We start from the raw sequence: 19,446 nt of genomic DNA, 5'->3' as shown, positions 1-19,446 counted from the left end.
CTAATGACGAACGATGCTCGCTCTTAGGGGCGAGACTACGTCGATCGAGCCTAACGCTCTGTCAACGGCCCGCGCCGACCGCCTCGGCCACTGTGGAAAAGCCGTCGGCGCGCAGCCGGGCGGCCAGGTCGCGCTTGATGCGGGCGACCAGTCCGGGGCCTTCGTAGATCAGGGCGGAATAGATCTGGACCGCCGTCGCGCCCAGGCGGATGCGGGCATAGGCCTCGGCCCCGCTGTCGATGCCGCCGACCGCGATCAGGGGCAGGCGACCGCCCGCCGCCTCGGCCGCTGCGCGCAGGGCCTTTTCCGCGAACGGACGGATGGGCGCGCCGGACAGGCCGCCGGTCTCGCGGGCGTCGGGCGAGCGCAGGGTGTCGGGCCGTTCCAGCGTGGTGTTGGACACGATCAGGCCGTCGATCCGGTGCGCCAGAGACGCCTCGACGATCATGCCGATCTCGTCGGCGATCAGGTCGGGCGCGATCTTCAGGAAGACCGGTACGCGGTCGGGGGCGGCGGCGGGTCGGGCGGCGTCGATGCGGCCCAACAGGTCGTCCAGCTGCTCACGGCCCTGAAGCGCGCGCAGGCCGGGCGTATTGGGCGAGGAGATGTTGACGGTGAAATAGGCGGCGCGACCGGCCAGTCGCTCCAGACCCGCCACATAGTCCGCCGCCTTGTCCTCGGTATCCTTGTTGGCCCCCAGATTGGCGCCGACGATCACGCCCGAGGGGCGGTGATCCAGCCGCGCGGCGAAGGCGTCCAGTCCGGCGTTGTTGAAGCCCATCCGGTTGATGATGGCCCGGTCCTCGCTGAGGCGGAACAGGCGCGGTTTGGGATTGCCGGCCTGGGCGCGCGGGGTGACCGAGCCGCATTCGACGAAGCCGAAGCCCAGGCGCGAAAGGCCGCGCAAGGCCTCGCCGTTCTTGTCCAGACCCGCCGCCAGACCGACCGGATTGGGCAGGTCCAGACCCGCCAGGCGCGTGTGCAGGACAGGATCGTCGGCGGGGGGCGACGGCAGGGGGGCGAGCGCCAGCCCCTTGATCGCCAACTGATGCGCCTGTTCCGGGTCCAGCCGTCGCAGCAGGGCGGCGCCCAGATCGGTCAGGCTCATTGGTCGTCCTCGAACGCCATCTCGCCGTCGGCCGTGACCGAGAAGGCGCGCGACGCCGTGACGGCGGCGACGGGCAAAGGCGCATAGAGATGGGGGAACAGCTCGCCGCCGCGCGACGGCTCCCACACCAGGTCGTCGTCAAACTTGCTCACGTCCACCGTCAGCAGCAGCAGGTCGCTGCGCCCGGCGAAATGGCGACGTGCGGTCTCGGCCAGTTGCGCCTCGGTCGACATGTGGATGTAGCCGTCGGCTATATCGACCGGCGCGCCGTCGTAGCGGCCCTCGGCGACGGCCGTGCGCCATTCGGCGGCGTCGACGATCTTGTAGGCGATGTCCGTCATGCGGACGGCGCGCCAAGCGACCGCGGCGTCAGGAAGCCTTCGTAGGTGCAGCGGCCCGCGACATCGACGGTGAACAGGGCGGCGGCGCCGGTCGGGAAACCGCCCGACAGCTTGTCCACCACGGCCGGAGAGGCGGCGCTCTCGATCAGATATTCGGCCGCCAGCACATGGACGCCCGGATTGTGGGCCAGGATCAGCAGGCAGCCGGCCTCGTCCTCGCTGTTCTCGACGAAGCGGCGGATCACGTCGGAGGGGGCGTTGTACAGGGCGGCCTCGTCGCGCACTTCGACATCGCCGAAGGCGTCGTGCATCTGCTCCCAGGTCTGGCGGGTGCGCACGGCGCCGGAGACCAGGGCCAGGTCCGGCTTCAGCCCCCGCTCGGCCAGGGCGCGGCCCATCAGCACGGCCTCGGCGCGGCCGGCGGCGGACAGGGGGCGGGCCTCGTCGCCGCCGCCGGACGGGGCGGAGGTTTCGGCCTGGGCGTGCCGCATTAGGATCAGTCGGTGCATGATCTTCGCCATAAGGCGGTTTCGCCTCGCCGACCAGATGGCGCGGGGGTCAACTCCGCGTCAGCTGTGTGGCTTTCGTCGCGACGACAGGGTCGCCGGTTGGGGCGACAGGACCTGGGCCGCGACACGCTGGGCATGGCCGCTGGGCCGGATGCGGGCATAGTTCTGGCGCGAGGCCTCCAGCAGGATAAGGCCGGCGGTTCCGGGAAAGACGTGGCGGCCCACCTGTTCGAACCCGTCGGCCAGCCTCAGCATCGGCGCCCAGGGCGGCGCATACAGGGTCTGGGACCAGGCCATCGGCTCCAGCCCCACGTCGCGCACCAGCCGTTCCAACTGACGCCGGGTGAAGGGTCGGCCATGACCGAAGGGGGTGTTGTCGGCCCGCGCCCACAGGCCGCCGCGCGCCGCCGCCGCCAGGATGATCCGCCCCGTCGGCGACAGCGCCCGCACAGCCTCCAGCAACAGGGCGGCCGGATCGTCCGCCTCCTCCAGCGCATGGACCAGCAGGATGCGGTCGAACGATCCGGCGGGGAAGGGCAGGCGGCGGTCGTCCACCAGCAGGGTGCGGTTGCGCCCGACGGTCGGCCAGTGTTCGACGCCTTGCCCGCCCGGCATGGCCGCGACCACGCGCCGTGCGCCGACGAAGGCGTCCAGCCACGGCGTCGCATAGCCGATGCCCAGGACGTCGCAATCGGCCGCCTCGCCCCAGGCGTCGTCCAGCCGTCGCGCCACCAGCCGTCGCGCAAGCGCCCCGGTCGGCTCGCCGTAAAAGGTTCGAAGCTCGTCGATGCTGCGCCGCATGGGCGCACTATAGGCCTGTCGGCGGCCCTGCTGCTAGGATGGGCGAATGACCTTGGACGTTCATCTGTTCCCCTGCCGCAGCGACAACTACGGCTTCCTGATCCGCGACGCCGCGACGGGCGTGGTCGCGGCGGTCGATACGCCGGACGCCGCGCGGATTCTGGAAGAGCTGGAGGGTCTGGGCTGGGGACGGCTGGACCTGATCCTGAACACCCACTGGCACCCCGATCACACCGAGGGCAACGAACGGCTGAAGGCCGAGTGGGCTTGCGAGATCGTGGGGACGGAGGAGGTGCGCAAGGTCGCGCCGCTGGACCGGGTGGTCGCCGACGGCGACGTGGTGATGGTGGGCCAGACGCGGTTCGAGGTCACGGCGACACCGGGCCACACCCTGGGCCATGTGGTGTTCCACGCACCGGCGGATGCGCTGGCCTTCACCGGCGACACCCTGTTCGCCCTGGGCTGCGGCCGGTTGTTCGAAGGCACGCCGGAACAGATGTTTGACAGCCTGCAAAGGCTGAAGGCCTGGCCCGATCAGACGGTGATCTGGTGCGCGCACGAATATACGGCGTCGAACGCCCGCTTCACCCTGAGCCTGGACGACCGGCCCGAGACCGCCGCCCATGCCAAGGCGATATTCGCGGCGCGGGATCGGGGCGAACCGACCGTGCCGACGACGCTGGGCGTGGAAAAGCGGTTCAATCCGTTCATGACCGCGACGGATGCGGATCAGTTCGCCGCGCGCCGGGCGGCCAAGGACGCCTTCTAGGTCTTAGCGGTTCAGAGCCTCGCCGCCCACGACCCGCACGATCCGGGCGGAGGACGGGCGACCGGCGATGCCGGCGTCGGCGTCGATGACGATCCGCAAGGTGCCCTGGACCAGGGTGACCGACGGACGGCCCTGATCGGACACGACGACGCGGCGCACCCGCTCGACCTGGCTGCGCAGGTTGGACGAGCGAGCCATGCGGACGATGGCGTCGCTGGCGGCCGAGACGGCGTCGGCGGCGATCTGTTCCGAACCCGGCTGGATGTCCACGTCGATGACGATCAGCCGTCCCATGGCCTGGCTGGCGCGATAGCTCTGGCGCATGAAATAATCGACCAGCTGAGCGCCGGTCATGCCAGCGCGCGCCAGGCTCTGGGCGTCGCCGACGCGCGAGGCGGGCGACCCTTGCGGCGCGGCGGTCGTGTAGAGCGTCACGCCGCCATCCGGCGTGACGCGCAGCACCTGATCGCCATTGTCGTTGCGATAGATGATGTCGCCGCGCGGCGCCGGCGTGGGGCGCAGCACCCAGACCTCGGTCGAGCGTTCCAGCCGCATCAGGGCGCGCGACCCCGAGGTGTCCAGCACGAAGCCCTGACCCGTGCTGGACACATAACGGGCGGTGGGTGGGACCGTGCGGCGCGACTGGGCGTGGCTTTCGGTGGGGATGACCACAGGCGTGACGACGCTCACGCCGATGACTGCGATGGCGGCGACGGCCATCGCAGTCACGCGTGGCGATTTTTTCGCCGTGACCGATCCCAACAACTTCATGACTGTTTTGATGAAACCCGCGCGCGGCGGATTTTGGGCGAAGACCGCCTCAACCCACCAGGTATTGACCGCCGTTCAACGAGAGTGTGCAGCCTGTGACATATCCGGCACGCTCGCCCACCAGCCAGGACACCATGTCGGCGATTTCCTCGCCCTTGCCAAGGCGGCCGACGGGGATGTGGCTGATGATGCCTTCCAGCACCTTGGGGTCCATGGCGCCGACCATTTCGGTGTCGATATAGCCGGGCGCGATGCAGTTCACGGTCACGCCCTTGCGCGCATTCTCCAGCGCCAGCGCCTTGGTGAAGCCGATCATCCCGGCCTTGGCGGCGGAATAGTTGGTCTGGCCGATCTGGCCCTTCTGACCGTTGATCGAGGAGATGTTGACGATGCGGCCGTGGCCCCGTTCGCGCATGCCGTTGATGACCTGGCGCGTCATGTTGAAGACGCTGTCCATGTTGACGCGGATCACGTCGGACCACTGGTCGTGGCTCATCTTGTGGAAGAAGCCGTCGCGGGTGATGCCGGCGTTGTTGACCAGGATGTCGATCGGACCCAGTTCGGTCTCGACGTCCTTCACCGCGCGGGCGCAGTCGTCGAAGCTGCCGACGTTGCCCTTGACCACCATGACGCCCAGCGCCTTGGCCGTGGCCTGGGCCGCCTCGTCATTGCCGGAATAGCCCGCAGCGACCTTGAAGCCGTCTTCCGAGAGGCGTTGAACGATGGCCTTGCCGATGCCGCGGGTCCCGCCCGTCACGAAAGCTACGCGCGTCATATCGTCTCCTGTCCCTATGCCGGCCCTTGGAAGGCCTTGTCGGGTCTCAGGATTAACGTCGGACGTGGCAGGCGCAAGGCGTGAATCTGACGCGACGGAAGTTTCATGCTTCCGTCGCGCAGAACGCGATCAGGCGGCCAGCTTTTCCATGTCGATGACGAAACGATAGCGCACGTCGGACTTCAGCATCCGCTCATAGGCGTCGTTGATCTGGTCCGGGGCGATGGTCTCGATGTCGCAGGCGATGCCGTGCTCGGCGCAGAAGTCGAGCATTTCCTGCGTCTCCTTGATGCCGCCGATCAGCGAGCCGGCGATGCGGCGACGACGCCACAGCAGCGGCAGGGCGAAGACCGGCAGGCCCTCGGTCGTCAGGCCCAGCATGATCATGGTGCCGTCGCGCGCCAGCAACTGGACGTGGCTGGCGATCTCGTGCGTGGCCGAGACGGTGTTGATGATCAGGTCGAACTTCTCGGCCGCCGCCTTCATCGCGTCCTTGTCGGAGTTGATCAGGAAGTGTTTGGCGCCCATCCGCTCGGCGTCCGCCTTCTTGCGGTCCGAGGTGGACAGGACGGTGACCTCAGCCCCCATGGCCGCCGCCAGCTTGACCGCCATGTGACCCAGGCCGCCCAGACCGATCACGGCCACCTTCGAGCCCGGTCCGACGCCCCATTCCTTCAGCGGTGAATAGGTGGTGATGCCGGCGCACAGCAGCGGCGCGGCGACATCCAGCGCCAGGCTGTCGGGGATGGACAGGACGAAATGCTGATCGACCGTGATGTGGTCGGAATAGCCGCCTTGGGTGATGGTTTCGTTCGTGCCGCCCTTCTTGTCCTTGCCGCCATAGGTGCCGGTGAAGCCGGGGACGCAGTACTGCTCGACGCCTTCCTGGCACGAGGCGCATTCGCGACAGCTGTCGACCATGCAGCCGACGCCGACGCGGTCGCCTTCCTTGAAACGGGTGACGTTGGCGCCCACAGCTTTCACCAGGCCGGCGATTTCGTGGCCGGGCACCAGGGGGAAGGCCGTGCCACCCGTCTCGCCACGCGCGGCGTGCAGGTCGGAGTGGCAGACGCCGCAGTATTTGATGTCGATCAGCACGTCGTCCGGGCCGGGATCGCGGCGGTCGAAACTATAGGGCGTCAGGGGCTTGTCGGCGGCGGTCGCGGCGAAGGCGCGTGTGGCGATCGGCATGGGGAAGTCCTTCAGGCTTTGCAGTGAGCCGCCCTCAGATGAGGCGGCGGGCGCAAGTCCGCAAGCGCGCGGACGGCTATTTCAGCTTGCCGATCAGCGCTTGGGCCGCCGCCGGGTTCCGCACCTTCGCACCCGAGATGAAATAGGCGAAGACCTCGCCGCGTTTCGCCCAGGCCCTGGCCTGCTCCGCCACCGCGTCCAGCTCGGCCGCCGTCATGCCAGTCGGTTCGTCCTCGCGGCTGGACATCAGCCGGGCATAGGTGAAGTCGGCGGTGGCCTCGTCGATCTGGGGCCATGTCGGCTCCTCGTCATCGACGGCATAGACGATGGCCGAGCCGTATTGGCGGGCCAGGTCGTAGAACTGCTCGGTTGCGAAGGTCGGGTTGCGAACCTCCAGCGCATGGCGCAGCCGCACCCCGTCCTTCTCCTTGGACAACCTAGTTGTTATCTCAGCAGCAGAAATAGACTATCGCTAAATCAAGGGCTTAGCTTCATCATAGCGTTTCGCCAGTGCATGATTTTCGGGATGAGCGGGGTTAGCAAGAGTTGGTTTGGATCCCCCAACTGCGCGAGCAGATTAGAACAAGTATATTCGGCCCAGGGGGTGGATTTCTCCAGCGTGTCAAGTGTCTTGGCCGCAAGGCCATTAAGGGCGCTACCTTTGAATGCAGGTTCAAACCACTCTTCTACGTGCTTCCAGTAGTTTGCTCCTACGTGGAGCGCCTGGGCGAATGGCATGCCATTGGACAGTACGGGCGGGATTTTCAGAGCGACGTCCTGTGCGACTTTTTCTGAGCATCGGACTGACGTTATGTATCTTTGGATCGCCACAAAGCCGCTGCCGATGAAGTACTCGCCAGCGTCGAAAAGCCCGTCCGTGTCAGGATCGGCCGACAGAGCAATGGCTGTGTGGATCGCGGCCAACTCTGTGTCGAGAAGGCGAAGGTGGCGCTCCAGAAGGTGAATCTCATAGTCCACCACCTCATTGCCGATCCGGAATACGGACATCGTGATCAACCTAGCTTTCTGATCAACCCCTGCGCTGCCGCCGGATTTTTCACTTTAGCGCCTGCTATGAAATAGGCGAAGACATCCCCACGCTTGGCCCACGTCCGGCAACGGTCAGCAACCGTGTCGAGCTCCGATGAGGTCATACCCGTGGGCTCATCTGCTCGGCTCGACATTAGCCGGGCATACGTAAAGTCCGCTGTCGGAGCATCGATGCGGGGCCAGGTCGGTTCTTCGTCATCCTCAGCATAGACAATGGCCACGTTATACTTGGCCACGAGGTCCCGAAACTGGTCGCAATCGAAGGACGGATGACGGACCTCGACGGCGTGTCGGAGTCGTGTCCCATCCATCTCAATACGCAACAGCTTCAGGAAGCCCTCGAAGTCCTCGGCGTCGAACGTCTTCGTGCCCATGAACTGCCAGTTGATCGGCCCCAGCTTGTCGCCCAGTTCCGTCAGGCCCTGGGACAGAAATTTTTCGAAGCTCTGGCCGCCTTCGGACAGCACCTTGCGATTGGTGCAGTAGCGGCTGGCCTTGACCGAGAACACGAACCCTTCCGGCGTCTCGTCGCGCCATTTGCGCCAGCTGTCGGGCTTGAAGGTCGAATAATAGGTGCCGTTGATCTCGATCGAGGTCAGTTTCGACGCCGCATATTCCAGCTCGCGCTTCTGAACCAGACCCTCGGGATAGAAGACCCCCCGCCACGGCTCGAACGTCCAGCCGCCGACGCCGATATGGATGGGGTGGGTCATGGTTCGTCTCCGACTTCGCGGTCTCGGATTGGATCGGCCATCCAGTCTTCTCGCGTATGTCGAATGCGGAGCACCAGAACGCCCTGATCGTCGATGGCATAGACTATGACGTGCGCCTTGTAAGGATGAACTCGCACAGGCGGCGCGGTCTCTGCTCTTTCCCGGTTCGACTTGGGATAGGTCGCGATGAGATCAAGCGCGTGGTGAAGAGAGGCGACGTAGGCGTCAGCCTGCCTCAATCCAAACATCTCGACGCTCTGGCGAAAGATCGCGCGCATATCGGTTCGCGCGGCCTTGGATACCCGCACCTTGGCCAAGTCAGCCTGCCTTGCGAGTCGTTTCGGCCAGATATTCGGCGCGAATTTCTTCGAAAACTTCTCGTGGCGTTTGGTCGCTGATGCCTGATGCATACGCTTCGTCGATCAGCCTCTGCATGTTGGCGATCTTGTCCGCCTTGACCTGTTCGCGGCGGATCAGGTCGCGCACCACGTCGGACGTGTTGGCGTAGCGGCCGGATTTCGCCTGTTCCTCGACCCACGCCTTCATCGGGTCGGGCAGGGAGATGTTCATTGTCGCCATGGGAGGGTCTCCTTCAGTGGAAGGATGGACCCTTAGCAAGGTTTGTCAATCTTTGTCAGGCCGCGACGGGCGGCAGGACCAGGGGCATGATGCGGCGCAGCTTGATCAGCGGCGGCTTGGGCTTTGGCGGCATCGCCAGGGGGCTGTGGACCGTCTTGCCGGACACGGGCCAGTATTCGAGTTTGCAGCCCGATTGCCCGACCCGGCTGGCGTCGCGTGTCGCGATGCCCCGGTCCGCGAGGAATTTCAGGGCGAAGGCGACGTTGCGCTCGCCGATATTGTAGTAGGAGCTGCCCGGGCTGGCGCCGCCGAAGATCTGGGCTTCCAGACGGCGCGGGTTCGCTCCGCGCTCCAGCAGATCGTCGACCAGACGCTGCATCAGATAGGAGCCATAGCGCGTCTTGTCGTAGGGGCCGGTTGCGCCCTGCGGCTGCTCCGGCAGGACGAAATGGTTCATGCCGCCCACGCCCGCCTGCGGATCGCGGATGCAGGCCGCGACGCAGGATCCAAGCACGGTGGTGATCACGGCGTCGGGATCGTCGCTGACGCTGTATTCGCCCTGAGCGATGGACGTGTAGTGGACGCTCCGTCCGTCAAGATCCCAGACGCGACTGCGAATATCGTACTTCATGATTTTACGCGCGATCCAAGGATACTCGCCCTCAGCATAGTGATGCGTAGTGTACGGAGTATGTACGGCCGGGTAGGGGGTTTCGCCCATCGGCCTCGCCGGTCTGTCAGCCTCCGAACACCGCCTGAATTCCCGCCAGCAGGCTGGCGGCGGTGATGGGTTTGGGGACGTGGAGGTCGGCGCCGGCGGCCTGGGCCTGGTCGCGGTGTTCGACCATGGCGTTGGCGCTGAGCATGACGACGGGGGTGCGGGCCTGGGCGGGGCGTTCGGCCTCCATCCGGCGGATGGCGCGGGTCGCGGTCAGGCCGTCCATGCCCGGCATCTGCATGTCCATCAGCACCAGGTCGAAGGTCTCGGCCTGGAAGGCGGCTAAAGCCTGTTCGCCGTCGCCGACGGTGACGACCGTCATGGCGTGAGCCGCCAGGATCAACTGGACCACGCGCTGGTTGACGGGGTGATCCTCGGCCAGCAGCACGCGCAGAGCGCCGATGGGCCGTTCGGCCTCGGTCGCGCGAGCGCGCTGTCGCGCATCGTGGTCCGTCAGGGAGGCGGCGCGCACCAGCGGGATCTCGACGGTGAAGCAGCTGCCGACGCCCAGCGTCGAGGCGGCGGAAATCCGTCCGCCCATCAGCTCGACCAGAGACCGGCAGATCGACAGGCCCAGGCCCGTGCCGCCGAACCGCCGGGTGATGGTCGCATCGGCCTGGCTGAACCGGTCGAACAGGCGCGCGGCGTGATCGGGCGAGAAGCCGACGCCGGTGTCCTCGACCCGCAGCGTCAGCTGGGTCAGGCCGTCGGAATCCTCGTCCATGGCGATGGCGACGGCGACCGAGCCCTGATGCGTGAACTTGATCGCATTGGACAACAGGTTTTCCAGCACCTGGCGAATGCGGGTGCTGTCGCCGACGAACAGGCCGCGCGCATCGGCGTCGCGGCGGACGTCGAAGCTCAGGCCCTTGGCCTCGGCCCGCAGGCGCATGACGTCCAGCGGCGCGGCCAGGGCCTCGTCCAGATCGAAGGGGCGGCTTTCCAGATCCAGATGGCCGGCCTCGATCTTGGACACGTCCAGAATGTCGGACACCAGCCGTTCCAGCGTCACGCCCGAGCTGGCGATCAGCGAGACCATCTCGGCCTGTTCGGGGGTCAGGTCGGTGCGCGACAGGGCGTCGACGATGCCGATCACGCCGTTCAGGGGCGTGCGGATCTCGTGGCTCATATTGGCCAGGAAGTCGGACTTGGCGGCGTTTGCGGCCTCGGCGGCGGCCGTGGCCTCGCGCAGGGCCTGCTCGGCGGCCACCTTTTCAGTCACGTCGCGGGCGATGCCGTAGACACGATTGCCCAACCTGTGCGCGCGCCATTCCAGCGAGACGTAGTGGCCGTCCTTGTGACGATAACGGTTGACCTGGCCCAGGACGGGATCGCCCGGACGACGGGTCTCCACCTCGACGATGCTCTGGCGCGTGGCCGGCAGGTCGTCGGGATGGATGAGGCGCGGCAGATCGCGGCCTTCGAGCTCTTCCGGGCGATAGCCGAGCGTGGTGAACCACGAGGCGCTGGCCTTGACGACCCGTCCGTCCAGTTCGCGCACCACAAGCAGATCCAGGGACACGTCGAAGAAGGTGTCCAGGTCCACGTCGTCTGCGGGGAAGGCCAGGGCCGTAACTGACGAACAGGACATGGCGCGCTCCCTCCAACTCAGATCAGCGTTAGGCGGTATGCGTTAAGCTAGCCTTTTCAAAGAGGGAAACGCGGGTGGCGCACTATGCGGCTTTGGATAGGATGCGGCCATGATTTCCGCCCTCGCCCTGATCGCCGCCCTTCAATCCACGGCCGTCGCCGATCGGCTGGAGACCCTGACCTTCACCGCGGACCGCGCTTGCACGAGCGACGGGGCCTGGTGCGTCGGCCTGGTGAAGGAGATGCGCGATGGCGAACAGGTTGTGCGGCCTATCCTGCGGACCCCCGACGCCTTGCCGTCGCAAGCGGGCGGTGGGGATGACGCCGTCGCGTATTTCAAGCCGTGGAGCCGCCTGGTGCGGTTGGCCGACGGCGGCGTCCTGGCCGGAGTGCAGGTCGAGACCAGCAGCATGTATTCCGGCGGCGGGGGACAGGCGACGGAGCTGCGGCTTTATCGGCTGAACGCGCAAGGCGATGCTGGCCCGTCGCCTGTGCTGACGGTGCCGATCGGCGCGGAGCTGACGATCCGCGCCTGTTTCAGCGAGGCGGACATGAAGCAGCGCGCAGGGGCCTGCCACGACGAATATGGGTTCGAGGCTCAGTTGACGGCGACAGGCGAGGCGGGCGCCCTGCCGGTTCTGGATTACGTCACGACTGCGACCGCATTTCCGCGCGGCGTATCGCGATCCGAGGATTCGCTTGAAAAGCCGCCGCTGACGTCCGCCGACCTGGTGATCGCGAACGATCCGAAATGCAGCTACAGCCGCCGCTTCACCTTCGACGCGGCGGCAGGCGAATACCGCCCGGATAGCGCGCTGCCGGATTGCTCGGACTATACCGTGCCCTAATAGGCGAAGTCGGCGTAGATGCGCTTCACATCGCCCTGCCAGGCGCCGTGATACAGGTCCAGCAGGCGTTCGGCCGGGGTGATCCCGCTGTCGGCGATGTCTTCCAGTTCCGACAGATAGCCGCGCTCGTCGACCATGCCGCCCGAGAATTTGGCGCGGTTCTTCAGGCCCTGTTTGGCGATGTTGACCAGATCGACGGCGATGTCGCGCACGCTGCGGCCCGCCACCTCAGCCTTCAGGCCCAGACGGGTCACGTCGCGGCGCAGGCGTTCGTGGTCGGCGATGTCCCAGTCCTTGACCAGGTCCCAGGCGGCGGCCAGCGACGGCGCGTCGTACAGAACCCCAGCCCACAGGGCGGGCAGGGCGCAGATCCGGCTCCACGGGCCGCCGTCGGCGCCGCGCATCTCCAGATAGGCTTTCAGCCGCACCTCGGGGAAGAGGGTGGTCAGGTGGTCGTTCCAGTCCTTGATGGTCGGATACTGGCCTGGCAGGGCGGGCAGTTTGCCGGCCTGGAAATCGCGGAACGACTGGCCCGAGGCGTCGACGTAATGGCCGTCGCGCTTGGCGAAATACATCGGGGTGTCCAGCGCGTAGTCGGCGTAGCGCTCGAAGCCGAAACCGTCCTCGAACACGAAGCCCAGCATGCCGGTGCGATCGGCGTCGGTGTCGGTCCAGACGTTGGCGCGCGCCGACAGGAAGCCGTTGGGACGGCCCTCGGTGAAGGGCGAACAGGCGAACAGGGCGGTGGCGATCGGCTGCAGCGCCAGCGAGGTGCGGAACTTGGCGACCATGTCGGCTTCGGAGTCAAAGTCGAGGTTCGCCTGGATGGTGCAGGTGCGCAGCATCATGTCCAGACCCAGGGTCCCGACCTTGGGCATATAGGCGCGCATGATGTCGTACCGGCCCTTGGGCATGACTGGCACCTGTTCGCGTGTCCACAGCGGGTCGAAGCCGGCGCCCAGGAAGCCGACGCCCAGCTGGTCGGCCACCTGCTTGACCTCCATCAGATGCTGGCCGGTCTCGTTGCAGATGTCGTGGATAGTCAGGAGCGGGGCGCCGGACAGTTCGAACTGTCCGCCAGGCTCCAGGCTGACCGAGGCGATGAAGCCCTCGGCGTTGCGACGCTCAAGCCCGATCAGGACGCCGTTCTCTTCGACCGGCGCCCAGCCGAACCGCTGCAGACCCTCCAGCATGGCCTTGATGCCGTTCGGACCTTCGTAGCCGGGGCGCGCCAGGGTGGTCTTGTCGAAGCCGAACTTCTCGTGCTCGGCGCCAATGCGCCACTGGTCCTTGGGCTTGGCCCCCTTGGACATGGCCTCGATGAGGGCGGTCCGGGTCAGCGGCGCGTTGTCGGTCATGCGTCAGTCCCTTCGGGCGCATCGTAAGCGACCGTGTGTCGCGGCTAGATGGGCAAGATTGCGGCAAGGCTCAAGAGGGCTTTGCTCTTTCCCTGACGCTCGCCTCGCGGCGGCTCGCTGCTTGAGGGGCGCACTTATCGTTCCCAATCGCCGACGGCGGCCTGCCACAGGGTCATGGCGGCGATGGCGGCGGTGTCGGCGCGCAGGATGCGCGGGCCCAGCGACACGGCGGTGGTGAAGGGCAGGGACCGCAGCCGCTCGCCCTCTTCCGGCGAAAACCCGCCCTCCGGCCCGATCAGGATGGACCAGGGGCCTTCGCCTGCGTCTCGCAGGGACGACACGGCGGGCGCCCCGCCGGTTTCGTCGCAGAACATCAGTCGGCGTCCGGTCTTCCAGCCGTCCAGCAGGGCGTCCAGCTTAATCGGATCGTCCACCACAGGCACGTCCATCCGCCCGGTCTGCTCGGCGGCTTCCTCGGCGATGGCGTCCAAACGGTCCAGGCGGATGCGGTCGGCGTTGGTGCGTTTCGTCAGGACCAACCGCACCCGGCGCGCGCCCAGTTCGGCGGCCTTCTCCACGATGGTCTCGACCCGCGCCTTCTTCACCACCGCCACGATCAGTTCCAGATCAGGACCGAAGGTCTGGGGTCGCACCTGTTCCTCGGCGTGCAGGATCACGCCCTTCTTCAGCACTTCCGCGACCGTACAGCGCCACTCCCCATCGCGCCCGTTGAACGCCAGCAGATCATCCCCGGCTTTCAGCCGCATGACCTGGGTCAGATAGCGCGATTGGTCCAGCGTGGGCGCAACCGGAGCGGCGGCGGCGAGCGGCGATGTGACGTAAAGGCGGATCATGCCCCTACATGACTTGACGCAAACCGCTTGTCATCCCGGCCGCAGCGAAGTCGAAGGCCTGGATCACAAGGGACGGATCGATTTCCTTACAGCGTCCGCGCGATCAGCAGCTTCATGATCTCGTTGGTGCCGCCGTAGATGCGCTGGACGCGGGCGTCCTTGTACAGCTGGGCGATCGGATATTCGTTCATGTAGCCATAGCCGCCGTGCAGCTGCAGCATCTCGTCGATGGTCTCGCCCTGGATGTCGGTGACCCAGTATTTGGCCATGGAGGCGGTGGCGGCGTCGAGTTTGCCCTGCAGATGCAGACCGATGCAGTGGTCGGTGAAGACCTTGGCGACGGTCAGCTTGGTCTTGACCTCGGCCAGCTTGAACTGGGTGTTCTGGAAGTCGATGACGCGCTTGCCGAACGCCTTGCGCTCCTTGACGTAGGCCAGCGTCGCCTCAAGCCCGCGTTCGGCGGCGGCGACGCCCTGGACGGCGATGTTCAGCCGTTCCTGGGGCAGTTGCTGCATCAGCTGGACGAAGCCCTGGCCCTCGCCGCCGCCGATGATGTTGTCGCCGGGGACTTTCACGTCATTGAAGAACAGCTCGGAGGTGTCGTTCCCCTCCATGCCGATCTTGTGCAGGTTGCGGCCGCGTTCGAAGCCTTCGGCCCCGTCCGTCTCGACCACGATGAGGCTGGTGCCCTTGGCGCCCTCGGCCGGGTCGGTCTTGGCCACGACGATGATGAAGTTCGCCAGCTGGCCGTTGGTGATGAAGGTCTTGGAGCCGTTGACGACATAGCCGTTGCCGGACTTGACCGCCGTGGTCTTGACCCCTTGCAGGTCGGAGCCCGCGCCCGGCTCGGTCATGGCGATGGCGCCGACCAGTTCGCCGGACTGGAGCCGCGGCAGCCAGCGCGCCTTCTGCTCTTCGGTGCCGTAGTGCCAGATGTAGGGGGCGACGATGGCGTTGTGCAGCGAGATGCCGAAATGGTCCGCGCCCTTCCAGCCCAGCTGGCGCATCAGCACGACCTCGTGCCGGTAATCGCCGCCCATGCCGCCATCTTCCTCGGGCATGGACAGGCCCAAGAGACCGTCGGTCCCGGCCTGGGTCCACAGGTCGCGCGGCACGCTGGAGTTTGCGATCCAGGACTGGATCTTCTCCGGCGGCGCGTGCTCGTCGATCCATTTGCCGACGCTGTCGGAGAAGAGGGTGATCTCTTCTTCGCGCATGAAATCGGGGTCGGGGCTGCCCAGCACGTTCATTGTCATGTCTCCTCCCCACTCCGTGGGGAGGGGGACCGCGAAGCGGTGGAGGGGCTCTGGCCACCGCTGTGTTTCAGGAACGAGCGACGGAAAGAGCCCCTCCGTCACGGCGCCGAAGAGGCGCCGCGCCACCTCCCCGCAAAGCGGGGAGGAGACGGATTATCCTCAGAACGCCTCGGCCGGCATGGCCATCAGCACGTCGGCGCCGGTCTTCATCTTGGCCAGGTGGGCGCCGGCGTCGGGCAGGATGCGCTCGACGAAGTAGCGGCCGGTCTGGAGCTTGGTGGCGTAATACGGGTCGGTCGAACCGGCCTCGACCTGGGCTTGCGCCACCCTGGCCATCTGCGCCCACATATAGGCCATCGCCGTCAGGCCGAAGAGGTTCAGATAGTCGGTGGAGGCGGCGCCGGCGTTGTCCGGGTTGGCCATGCCGTTCTGCATCAGCCACATGGTGCCGTCCTGCAGCTTGGCCTTGGTGTCGGCCAGGCCGTCGACGAAGGGCCTGATGGCTTCATTGCCGCCGTTCTCGGCGACGAAGGCGTCGATCTCGCCGAACCAGGTCATGATGGCCCGACCGCCGGCCGCCGGCAGCTTGCGCCCGACCAGGTCGAGCGCCTGGATGCCGTTGGTGCCTTCGTAGATCATGGTGATGCGGGCATCGCGCAGATACTGCGAGGCGGGGAAGTGTTCGGTGTAGCCCGAACCGCCGTGAACCTGCATGCCCAGCGAGGCGACGTGGAAGCCCTTGTCGGTCAGATAGGCCTTCAGCACGGGCGTCAGCAGGCCCATGTAATCCTTGGCCTTGGTCGCCACGGCCTCGTCTTCGGACTTCTCCAGATCGGCGTGCAGGGCGGTCCACAGGATGAAGGCCTGGCCGCCTTCGACGAAGGCTCGGGCCTCCAGCAGCATGCGGCGCACGTCGGGGTGGACCATGATGCTGTCGGCGGGGCCTTCCGGGTTCTTGGGGCCGGTCAGGCTGCGGCCCTGCAGGCGGTCCTTGGCGAACTCGACGGCGGCCTGATAGGCGGCGTTGCCGATGGCCAGACCTTGCAGGCCGGTGCCCAGGCGGGCCTCGTTCATCACCACGAACATGTTGTTCATGCCGCGGCCTTCTTCGCCGATCAGCCAGCCCTTGGCACCGTCGTATTGCATCACGGCGGTGGCGTTGCCGTGGATGCCCATCTTGTGCTCAAGCCCGGCGCATTCGAGGCTGTTGCGCTCGCCCAGCGACCCGTCCTCGTTGACCAGGAACTTGGGCACGACGAACAGGGACAGGCCCTTGATGCCCGGAACCGCGCCCTCGACGCGGGCCAGCACCGTGTGGATGATGTTGTCGGCGAAGTCGTGCTCGCCGGCCGAGATCCAGATTTTCTGGCCGGTAATCGAATAGGAACCGTCGCCGTTGGGCGTGGCCTTGGTGCGCACCATGCCCAGGTCCGTGCCGCATTGCGGCTCGGTCAGGTTCATCGTGCCCGACCATTCGCCGGTCGCCATCTTGGGCAGGTATTTCGCCTTCAGCTCGTCCGAGGCGTTGGCGTGGATGCCGGCATAGGCGCCGGCCGTCAGGCCCGGATACATCGAGAAGGCGGCGGATGCGCCGGCCGTCATCTGGCCGAAGGCCGAGGCCACGACGCTGGGCATGCCCTGGCCGCCGTAGGCCGGGTCGGCGGCCAGCGCCATCCAGCCGGCTTCGGACATCGCCTTATAGGCTTCCTTCCAGCCCTTGGGACCGGTCACCACGCCGCCCTCGGACCAGTGGCAGCCTTCCTTGTCGCCCGGATTGTTGATCGGGGCGATGACCTCGTCGGCGAACTTGGCGCCCTCTTCCAGGATCTGGCTGACCAGATCCGAAGAGACGTCCTGGAAGCCCGGCTGGTTGGTGTAGCGGTCGATCTCCAGCACTTCATTCAGGATGAAGGTGAAGTCGCGGACGGGCGCCTTGTAGGCCATGGATTACGCTCTTGCTTTGAAGGGGTGGTGATGGTCGTGGTTGAGACGCGCGCGCAGCAGCTTCTCATAGTCTTCGGCGCCCGGCAGCAGGTCGGGGCGGTGTTCGGAAAGCTTGGACTCCATCCAGTTGCAGGCCTGTTCGGCCGTCTCGATGGCGCCTTCGATGTCTTCCAGCTGCTGCTTCAGCGCCGCGATCTGGGCGCGGTGCCGCACCAGGGCCACCGCCATCTGATGGACGTTGTGGTCCTTCTGATCATAGAGATCCATCATGTCCTGGATCTCCTGAAGGGTGAAGCCGATGCGGCGGCCCCTCAGGATCAGTTTCAGCCGGGCGCGGTCGCGGGCGTCATAGACGCGCGTCTGTCCCTTGCGCGCAGGGGTCAGCAGGCCCTTGTCCTCATAGAATCGAAGGGCGCGCGCCGTGGCCCCGAACTCGCGGCAGAGCTGGCGGATGGAATAGGTGCGGTGGTCGTCGGCGGTGGCCATGACCCAACATAACTTGACGTGCGCGTAAAGGGAAGCGCTTTACGCGCACGTAAGGGTAAGCTTTTTGCGACGCCGGTCTTCAGGCATGAAAAAGCCCGGAACCTGGGGGGAGGTTCCGGGCGCAAACGCCGGACAGCAGGGGGAGAGGGGTCCGACGTTCGATCTCTTTCAGAAGGCCTTGCGACGACCCAGCAGGACCGGGACGGTGAAGGCCAGCAGGATGGCGTTGACCACCGCCAGGCCGACGTCCTGGCTCAGGGCGTGAATGACCAGCATGGTCGATTCCAGCACGATCAGGCCGGTCGCCGCCGTCATCAGCAGCGGGCGTCCGATGCGCCACGAGATCAGCGGGCTGAGCACGCCGATCGCCAGCACGATCTCGACCACGCCCAGGCCGCGCACCATGTTCTCGGGCGCCACCGCCGGCCAGCCCATCAGATTGATGAGGTTGGTCATCGGCTCGGTCAGCTTGGCGTAGCCGGCGGCGATGAAGAACATCGCGATCCAGCCCTGCAGCGTCCAAAGGGCGATGTTGGCGTAGGCGGCGCGGCTGCGCGAGGGGGCGTTGGTGAAGGTGGAGGTGGTCATCGGGGGAGGAACCTGATTTCGTAACAGTCGCGATATCGGATTAGGGGTCGCCGTTCGCAAGAGGGGATATAGCGGCGCTTTCGATATTTGTCATCAGGCGATGACATCAACTGATGACATCAGTCGATGACTTTGTGTTACGGGCCGGGGCGTCTGGTCCGATTCCCGACGCCCCACAACCCCGATACGTTCGGCGACCTATTGCTGGATCACCGATATTCCGCGAGCCGCCAGCAGGTCCGGCAAGCTGTCGTCCCCGGTGAGATGGCCGACGCCGACGGCGATGAAGGTCGTGCCAGCCCCCTTCAGCAGGGTCTCGATCTGGTCGGCCCAGTCGGCGTTGCGGCGGGCCATGAAGATCTGGTGCGTCTCTTCGGAAATGGCGCGTCCGTTCTCGTGCGCATACTTCGACAGGGCGGCCTGGTCGCTTGCGATCCAGCCGGCGACGGCGTGGTCCAGTTCGGCGGCGGCCGTGCCGTAGGTCTTCAGGTAATGCCGCAGATAGGCCATCTGGCCCGCGTCGCTCATCCGGGCCAGGGCGCCGATTTGCTGGTCGATGGTCTCCAGCCCATGGATCGGCTTGCCGGCCGCCAGGGCTCGGGCGCGCAGGTTGATCTCGACGCCCAGGGCCGGATCGTAGCCGGCGGCCGTCAGCGGACCGGTCGCAACCATCAGGGCGGCGAACCACGGGCGGAAAGGATCGATCTGTTGCGCGGTCAGGCCGGCGGCCGGAGCGGCCTTGACCAGGGTCGCCTGTTCGTCGGGCGTCAGCCAACTGGACAGGGGGCGATCCGGCGACAACCCATGTTGCTGAAACACCGGCACGAGCGCGGCCTGGTCATCCGGGTTGGCGACCTCGAACCAGACGTCCGAGGCGCTGTCGAAGGCGGCGTCCACCTTGTCCGACCCCCAGGCCGTGCCGGGCTTCAGCAGATGCACCGTGCCGAACAGATAGACGGTGGAGTCCGCGTCCCGGACGACCCACAGAGGCGGGCCGTCGCCGGCGGCGCGGGCGATGGGGGCCAAGGCGACGGGGTTAGGGGCGACGGGCGTCTCGGCATAGGCTTCGCCGGCGAAGATGGCGGCCCAGGCGGCGAGGCCCAGCGCCATGCCGGCGCCGATGGATTGGACGCGCGAGGCCGCACGCCCCAGAGCGATCTGGAGATTCATGGTCGTATCCTTGGTTTCAGGTTTGAG

General features: G+C 66.3%; 22 protein-coding genes and 1 pseudogene. 2 read left to right on the top strand and 21 right to left on the bottom strand.

All coding sequences use genetic code 11. The features are described 5' to 3' along the window. Positions 1-61: 61 nt before the first annotated feature. The 4 genes from ACP69V_RS11275 to ACP69V_RS11260 are packed head-to-tail and all read right to left on the bottom strand — an operon-like array spanning position 62 to position 2,759. Entirely contained in the window at positions 62-1,108 is a 1,047-nt protein-coding gene (locus tag ACP69V_RS11275) for a quinone-dependent dihydroorotate dehydrogenase (RefSeq protein WP_426023917.1), read from the bottom strand. Further along, a complete protein-coding gene (locus ACP69V_RS11270) occupies positions 1,105-1,449 on the bottom strand; it encodes a DUF952 domain-containing protein (RefSeq protein ID WP_426023916.1) in 345 nt (114 codons plus the stop codon). The genes ACP69V_RS11275 and ACP69V_RS11270 overlap by 4 nt, the downstream gene beginning before the upstream one ends. Then, positions 1,446-1,958, bottom strand: a complete 513-nt coding sequence (locus tag ACP69V_RS11265; RefSeq protein WP_426023915.1) for a SixA phosphatase family protein — start codon at positions 1,956-1,958, stop codon at positions 1,446-1,448. The genes ACP69V_RS11270 and ACP69V_RS11265 overlap by 4 nt, the downstream gene beginning before the upstream one ends. Before the next feature lie 60 nt (positions 1,959-2,018). Then, positions 2,019-2,759 (bottom strand): methyltransferase domain-containing protein, encoded by a 741-nt coding sequence (locus ACP69V_RS11260; protein ID WP_426023913.1) that lies wholly within the window; start codon positions 2,757-2,759, stop codon positions 2,019-2,021. 46 nt (positions 2,760-2,805) lie between these two features. Between ACP69V_RS11260 and gloB the strand changes: the two genes are divergently transcribed. Continuing rightward, a complete protein-coding gene (gene gloB / locus ACP69V_RS11255) occupies positions 2,806-3,528 on the top strand; it encodes a hydroxyacylglutathione hydrolase (protein ID WP_426023911.1) in 723 nt (240 codons plus the stop codon). A gap of 3 nt (positions 3,529-3,531) precedes the next feature. On the opposite strand, the gene ACP69V_RS11250 is transcribed toward gloB, so the two are convergent. The 10 genes and pseudogenes from ACP69V_RS11250 to ACP69V_RS11205 form a co-directional block, all read right to left on the bottom strand. After that, positions 3,532-4,248: a DUF4908 domain-containing protein gene (locus ACP69V_RS11250; RefSeq protein ID WP_426024061.1), complete on the bottom strand. Its 717-nt coding sequence runs from the start codon at positions 4,246-4,248 to the stop codon at positions 3,532-3,534. 100 nt (positions 4,249-4,348) lie between these two features. After that, a complete protein-coding gene (gene phbB / locus ACP69V_RS11245) occupies positions 4,349-5,074 on the bottom strand; it encodes an acetoacetyl-CoA reductase (RefSeq protein ID WP_135193544.1) in 726 nt (241 codons plus the stop codon). Positions 5,075-5,203: 129 nt separating this feature from the next. Beyond that, a complete protein-coding gene (locus tag ACP69V_RS11240; RefSeq protein ID WP_426023910.1) occupies positions 5,204-6,265 on the bottom strand; it encodes an NAD(P)-dependent alcohol dehydrogenase in 1,062 nt (353 codons plus the stop codon). A gap of 76 nt (positions 6,266-6,341) precedes the next feature. After that, positions 6,342-6,701 (bottom strand): annotated as a pseudogene (locus ACP69V_RS11235) (DUF72 domain-containing protein); the annotation flags it as partial. Positions 6,702-6,742: 41 nt separating this feature from the next. Then, positions 6,743-7,282 carry a hypothetical protein gene (locus tag ACP69V_RS11230; RefSeq protein ID WP_426023908.1) on the bottom strand — a complete coding sequence of 180 codons (540 nt, stop codon included), beginning with the start codon at positions 7,280-7,282 and terminating at the stop codon, positions 6,743-6,745. Beyond that, on the bottom strand, positions 7,279-8,028 hold the full coding sequence (locus tag ACP69V_RS11225; protein WP_426023906.1) for a DUF72 domain-containing protein: 750 nt from the start codon (positions 8,026-8,028) through the stop codon (positions 7,279-7,281). The genes ACP69V_RS11230 and ACP69V_RS11225 overlap by 4 nt, the downstream gene beginning before the upstream one ends. After that, positions 8,025-8,336 (bottom strand): type II toxin-antitoxin system RelE/ParE family toxin, encoded by a 312-nt coding sequence (locus tag ACP69V_RS11220; RefSeq protein ID WP_426024060.1) that lies wholly within the window; start codon positions 8,334-8,336, stop codon positions 8,025-8,027. The genes ACP69V_RS11225 and ACP69V_RS11220 overlap by 4 nt, the downstream gene beginning before the upstream one ends. Before the next feature lie 10 nt (positions 8,337-8,346). Continuing rightward, positions 8,347-8,607 carry a type II toxin-antitoxin system ParD family antitoxin gene (locus tag ACP69V_RS11215; RefSeq protein WP_346494882.1) on the bottom strand — a complete coding sequence of 87 codons (261 nt, stop codon included), beginning with the start codon at positions 8,605-8,607 and terminating at the stop codon, positions 8,347-8,349. A gap of 55 nt (positions 8,608-8,662) precedes the next feature. Then, positions 8,663-9,238, bottom strand: coding sequence for a chemotaxis protein CheD (locus tag ACP69V_RS11210; RefSeq protein WP_426023904.1), 576 nt, complete (start codon positions 9,236-9,238; stop codon positions 8,663-8,665). Between the two features lie 106 nt (positions 9,239-9,344). Next, entirely contained in the window at positions 9,345-10,916 is a 1,572-nt protein-coding gene (locus ACP69V_RS11205) for an ATP-binding protein (RefSeq protein ID WP_426023903.1), read from the bottom strand. Between the two features lie 109 nt (positions 10,917-11,025). Between ACP69V_RS11205 and ACP69V_RS11200 the strand changes: the two genes are divergently transcribed. Next, positions 11,026-11,763 carry a hypothetical protein gene (locus tag ACP69V_RS11200; protein WP_426023901.1) on the top strand — a complete coding sequence of 246 codons (738 nt, stop codon included), beginning with the start codon at positions 11,026-11,028 and terminating at the stop codon, positions 11,761-11,763. On the opposite strand, the gene ACP69V_RS11195 is transcribed toward ACP69V_RS11200, so the two are convergent. The 7 genes from ACP69V_RS11195 to ACP69V_RS11165 form a co-directional block, all read right to left on the bottom strand. Continuing rightward, the gene (locus ACP69V_RS11195) at positions 11,760-13,121 is read right to left on the bottom strand and encodes a glutamate--cysteine ligase (RefSeq protein ID WP_426023900.1); all 1,362 of its coding nucleotides are present in this window, start codon (positions 13,119-13,121) and stop codon (positions 11,760-11,762) included. The genes ACP69V_RS11200 and ACP69V_RS11195 overlap by 4 nt on opposite strands. A gap of 134 nt (positions 13,122-13,255) precedes the next feature. Then, complete coding sequence (locus ACP69V_RS11190) at positions 13,256-13,975, bottom strand: 16S rRNA (uracil(1498)-N(3))-methyltransferase (protein ID WP_426023898.1); 720 nt, start codon at positions 13,973-13,975, stop codon at positions 13,256-13,258. Positions 13,976-14,061: 86 nt separating this feature from the next. After that, complete coding sequence (locus ACP69V_RS11185) at positions 14,062-15,225, bottom strand: acyl-CoA dehydrogenase family protein (RefSeq protein ID WP_426024059.1); 1,164 nt, start codon at positions 15,223-15,225, stop codon at positions 14,062-14,064. A 165-nt stretch (positions 15,226-15,390) separates the two neighbouring features. After that, positions 15,391-17,175 (bottom strand): acyl-CoA dehydrogenase C-terminal domain-containing protein, encoded by a 1,785-nt coding sequence (locus ACP69V_RS11180; RefSeq protein ID WP_426023897.1) that lies wholly within the window; start codon positions 17,173-17,175, stop codon positions 15,391-15,393. A 3-nt stretch (positions 17,176-17,178) separates the two neighbouring features. After that, positions 17,179-17,661: a MerR family transcriptional regulator gene (locus tag ACP69V_RS11175; RefSeq protein ID WP_135193530.1), complete on the bottom strand. Its 483-nt coding sequence runs from the start codon at positions 17,659-17,661 to the stop codon at positions 17,179-17,181. A gap of 168 nt (positions 17,662-17,829) precedes the next feature. Continuing rightward, entirely contained in the window at positions 17,830-18,249 is a 420-nt protein-coding gene (locus tag ACP69V_RS11170; protein ID WP_426023895.1) for a DoxX family protein, read from the bottom strand. Positions 18,250-18,447: 198 nt separating this feature from the next. Then, on the bottom strand, positions 18,448-19,419 hold the full coding sequence (locus tag ACP69V_RS11165; protein ID WP_426023894.1) for a TraB/GumN family protein: 972 nt from the start codon (positions 19,417-19,419) through the stop codon (positions 18,448-18,450). Positions 19,420-19,446: the final 27 nt, after the last annotated feature.

This window comes from Brevundimonas sp. PWP3-1b1 (assembly GCF_049896065.1).
Classification (GTDB): Bacteria; Pseudomonadota; Alphaproteobacteria; order Caulobacterales; family Caulobacteraceae; genus Brevundimonas; species Brevundimonas intermedia_B.
This window is presented reverse-complemented; position numbering and strand designations above follow the sequence as displayed.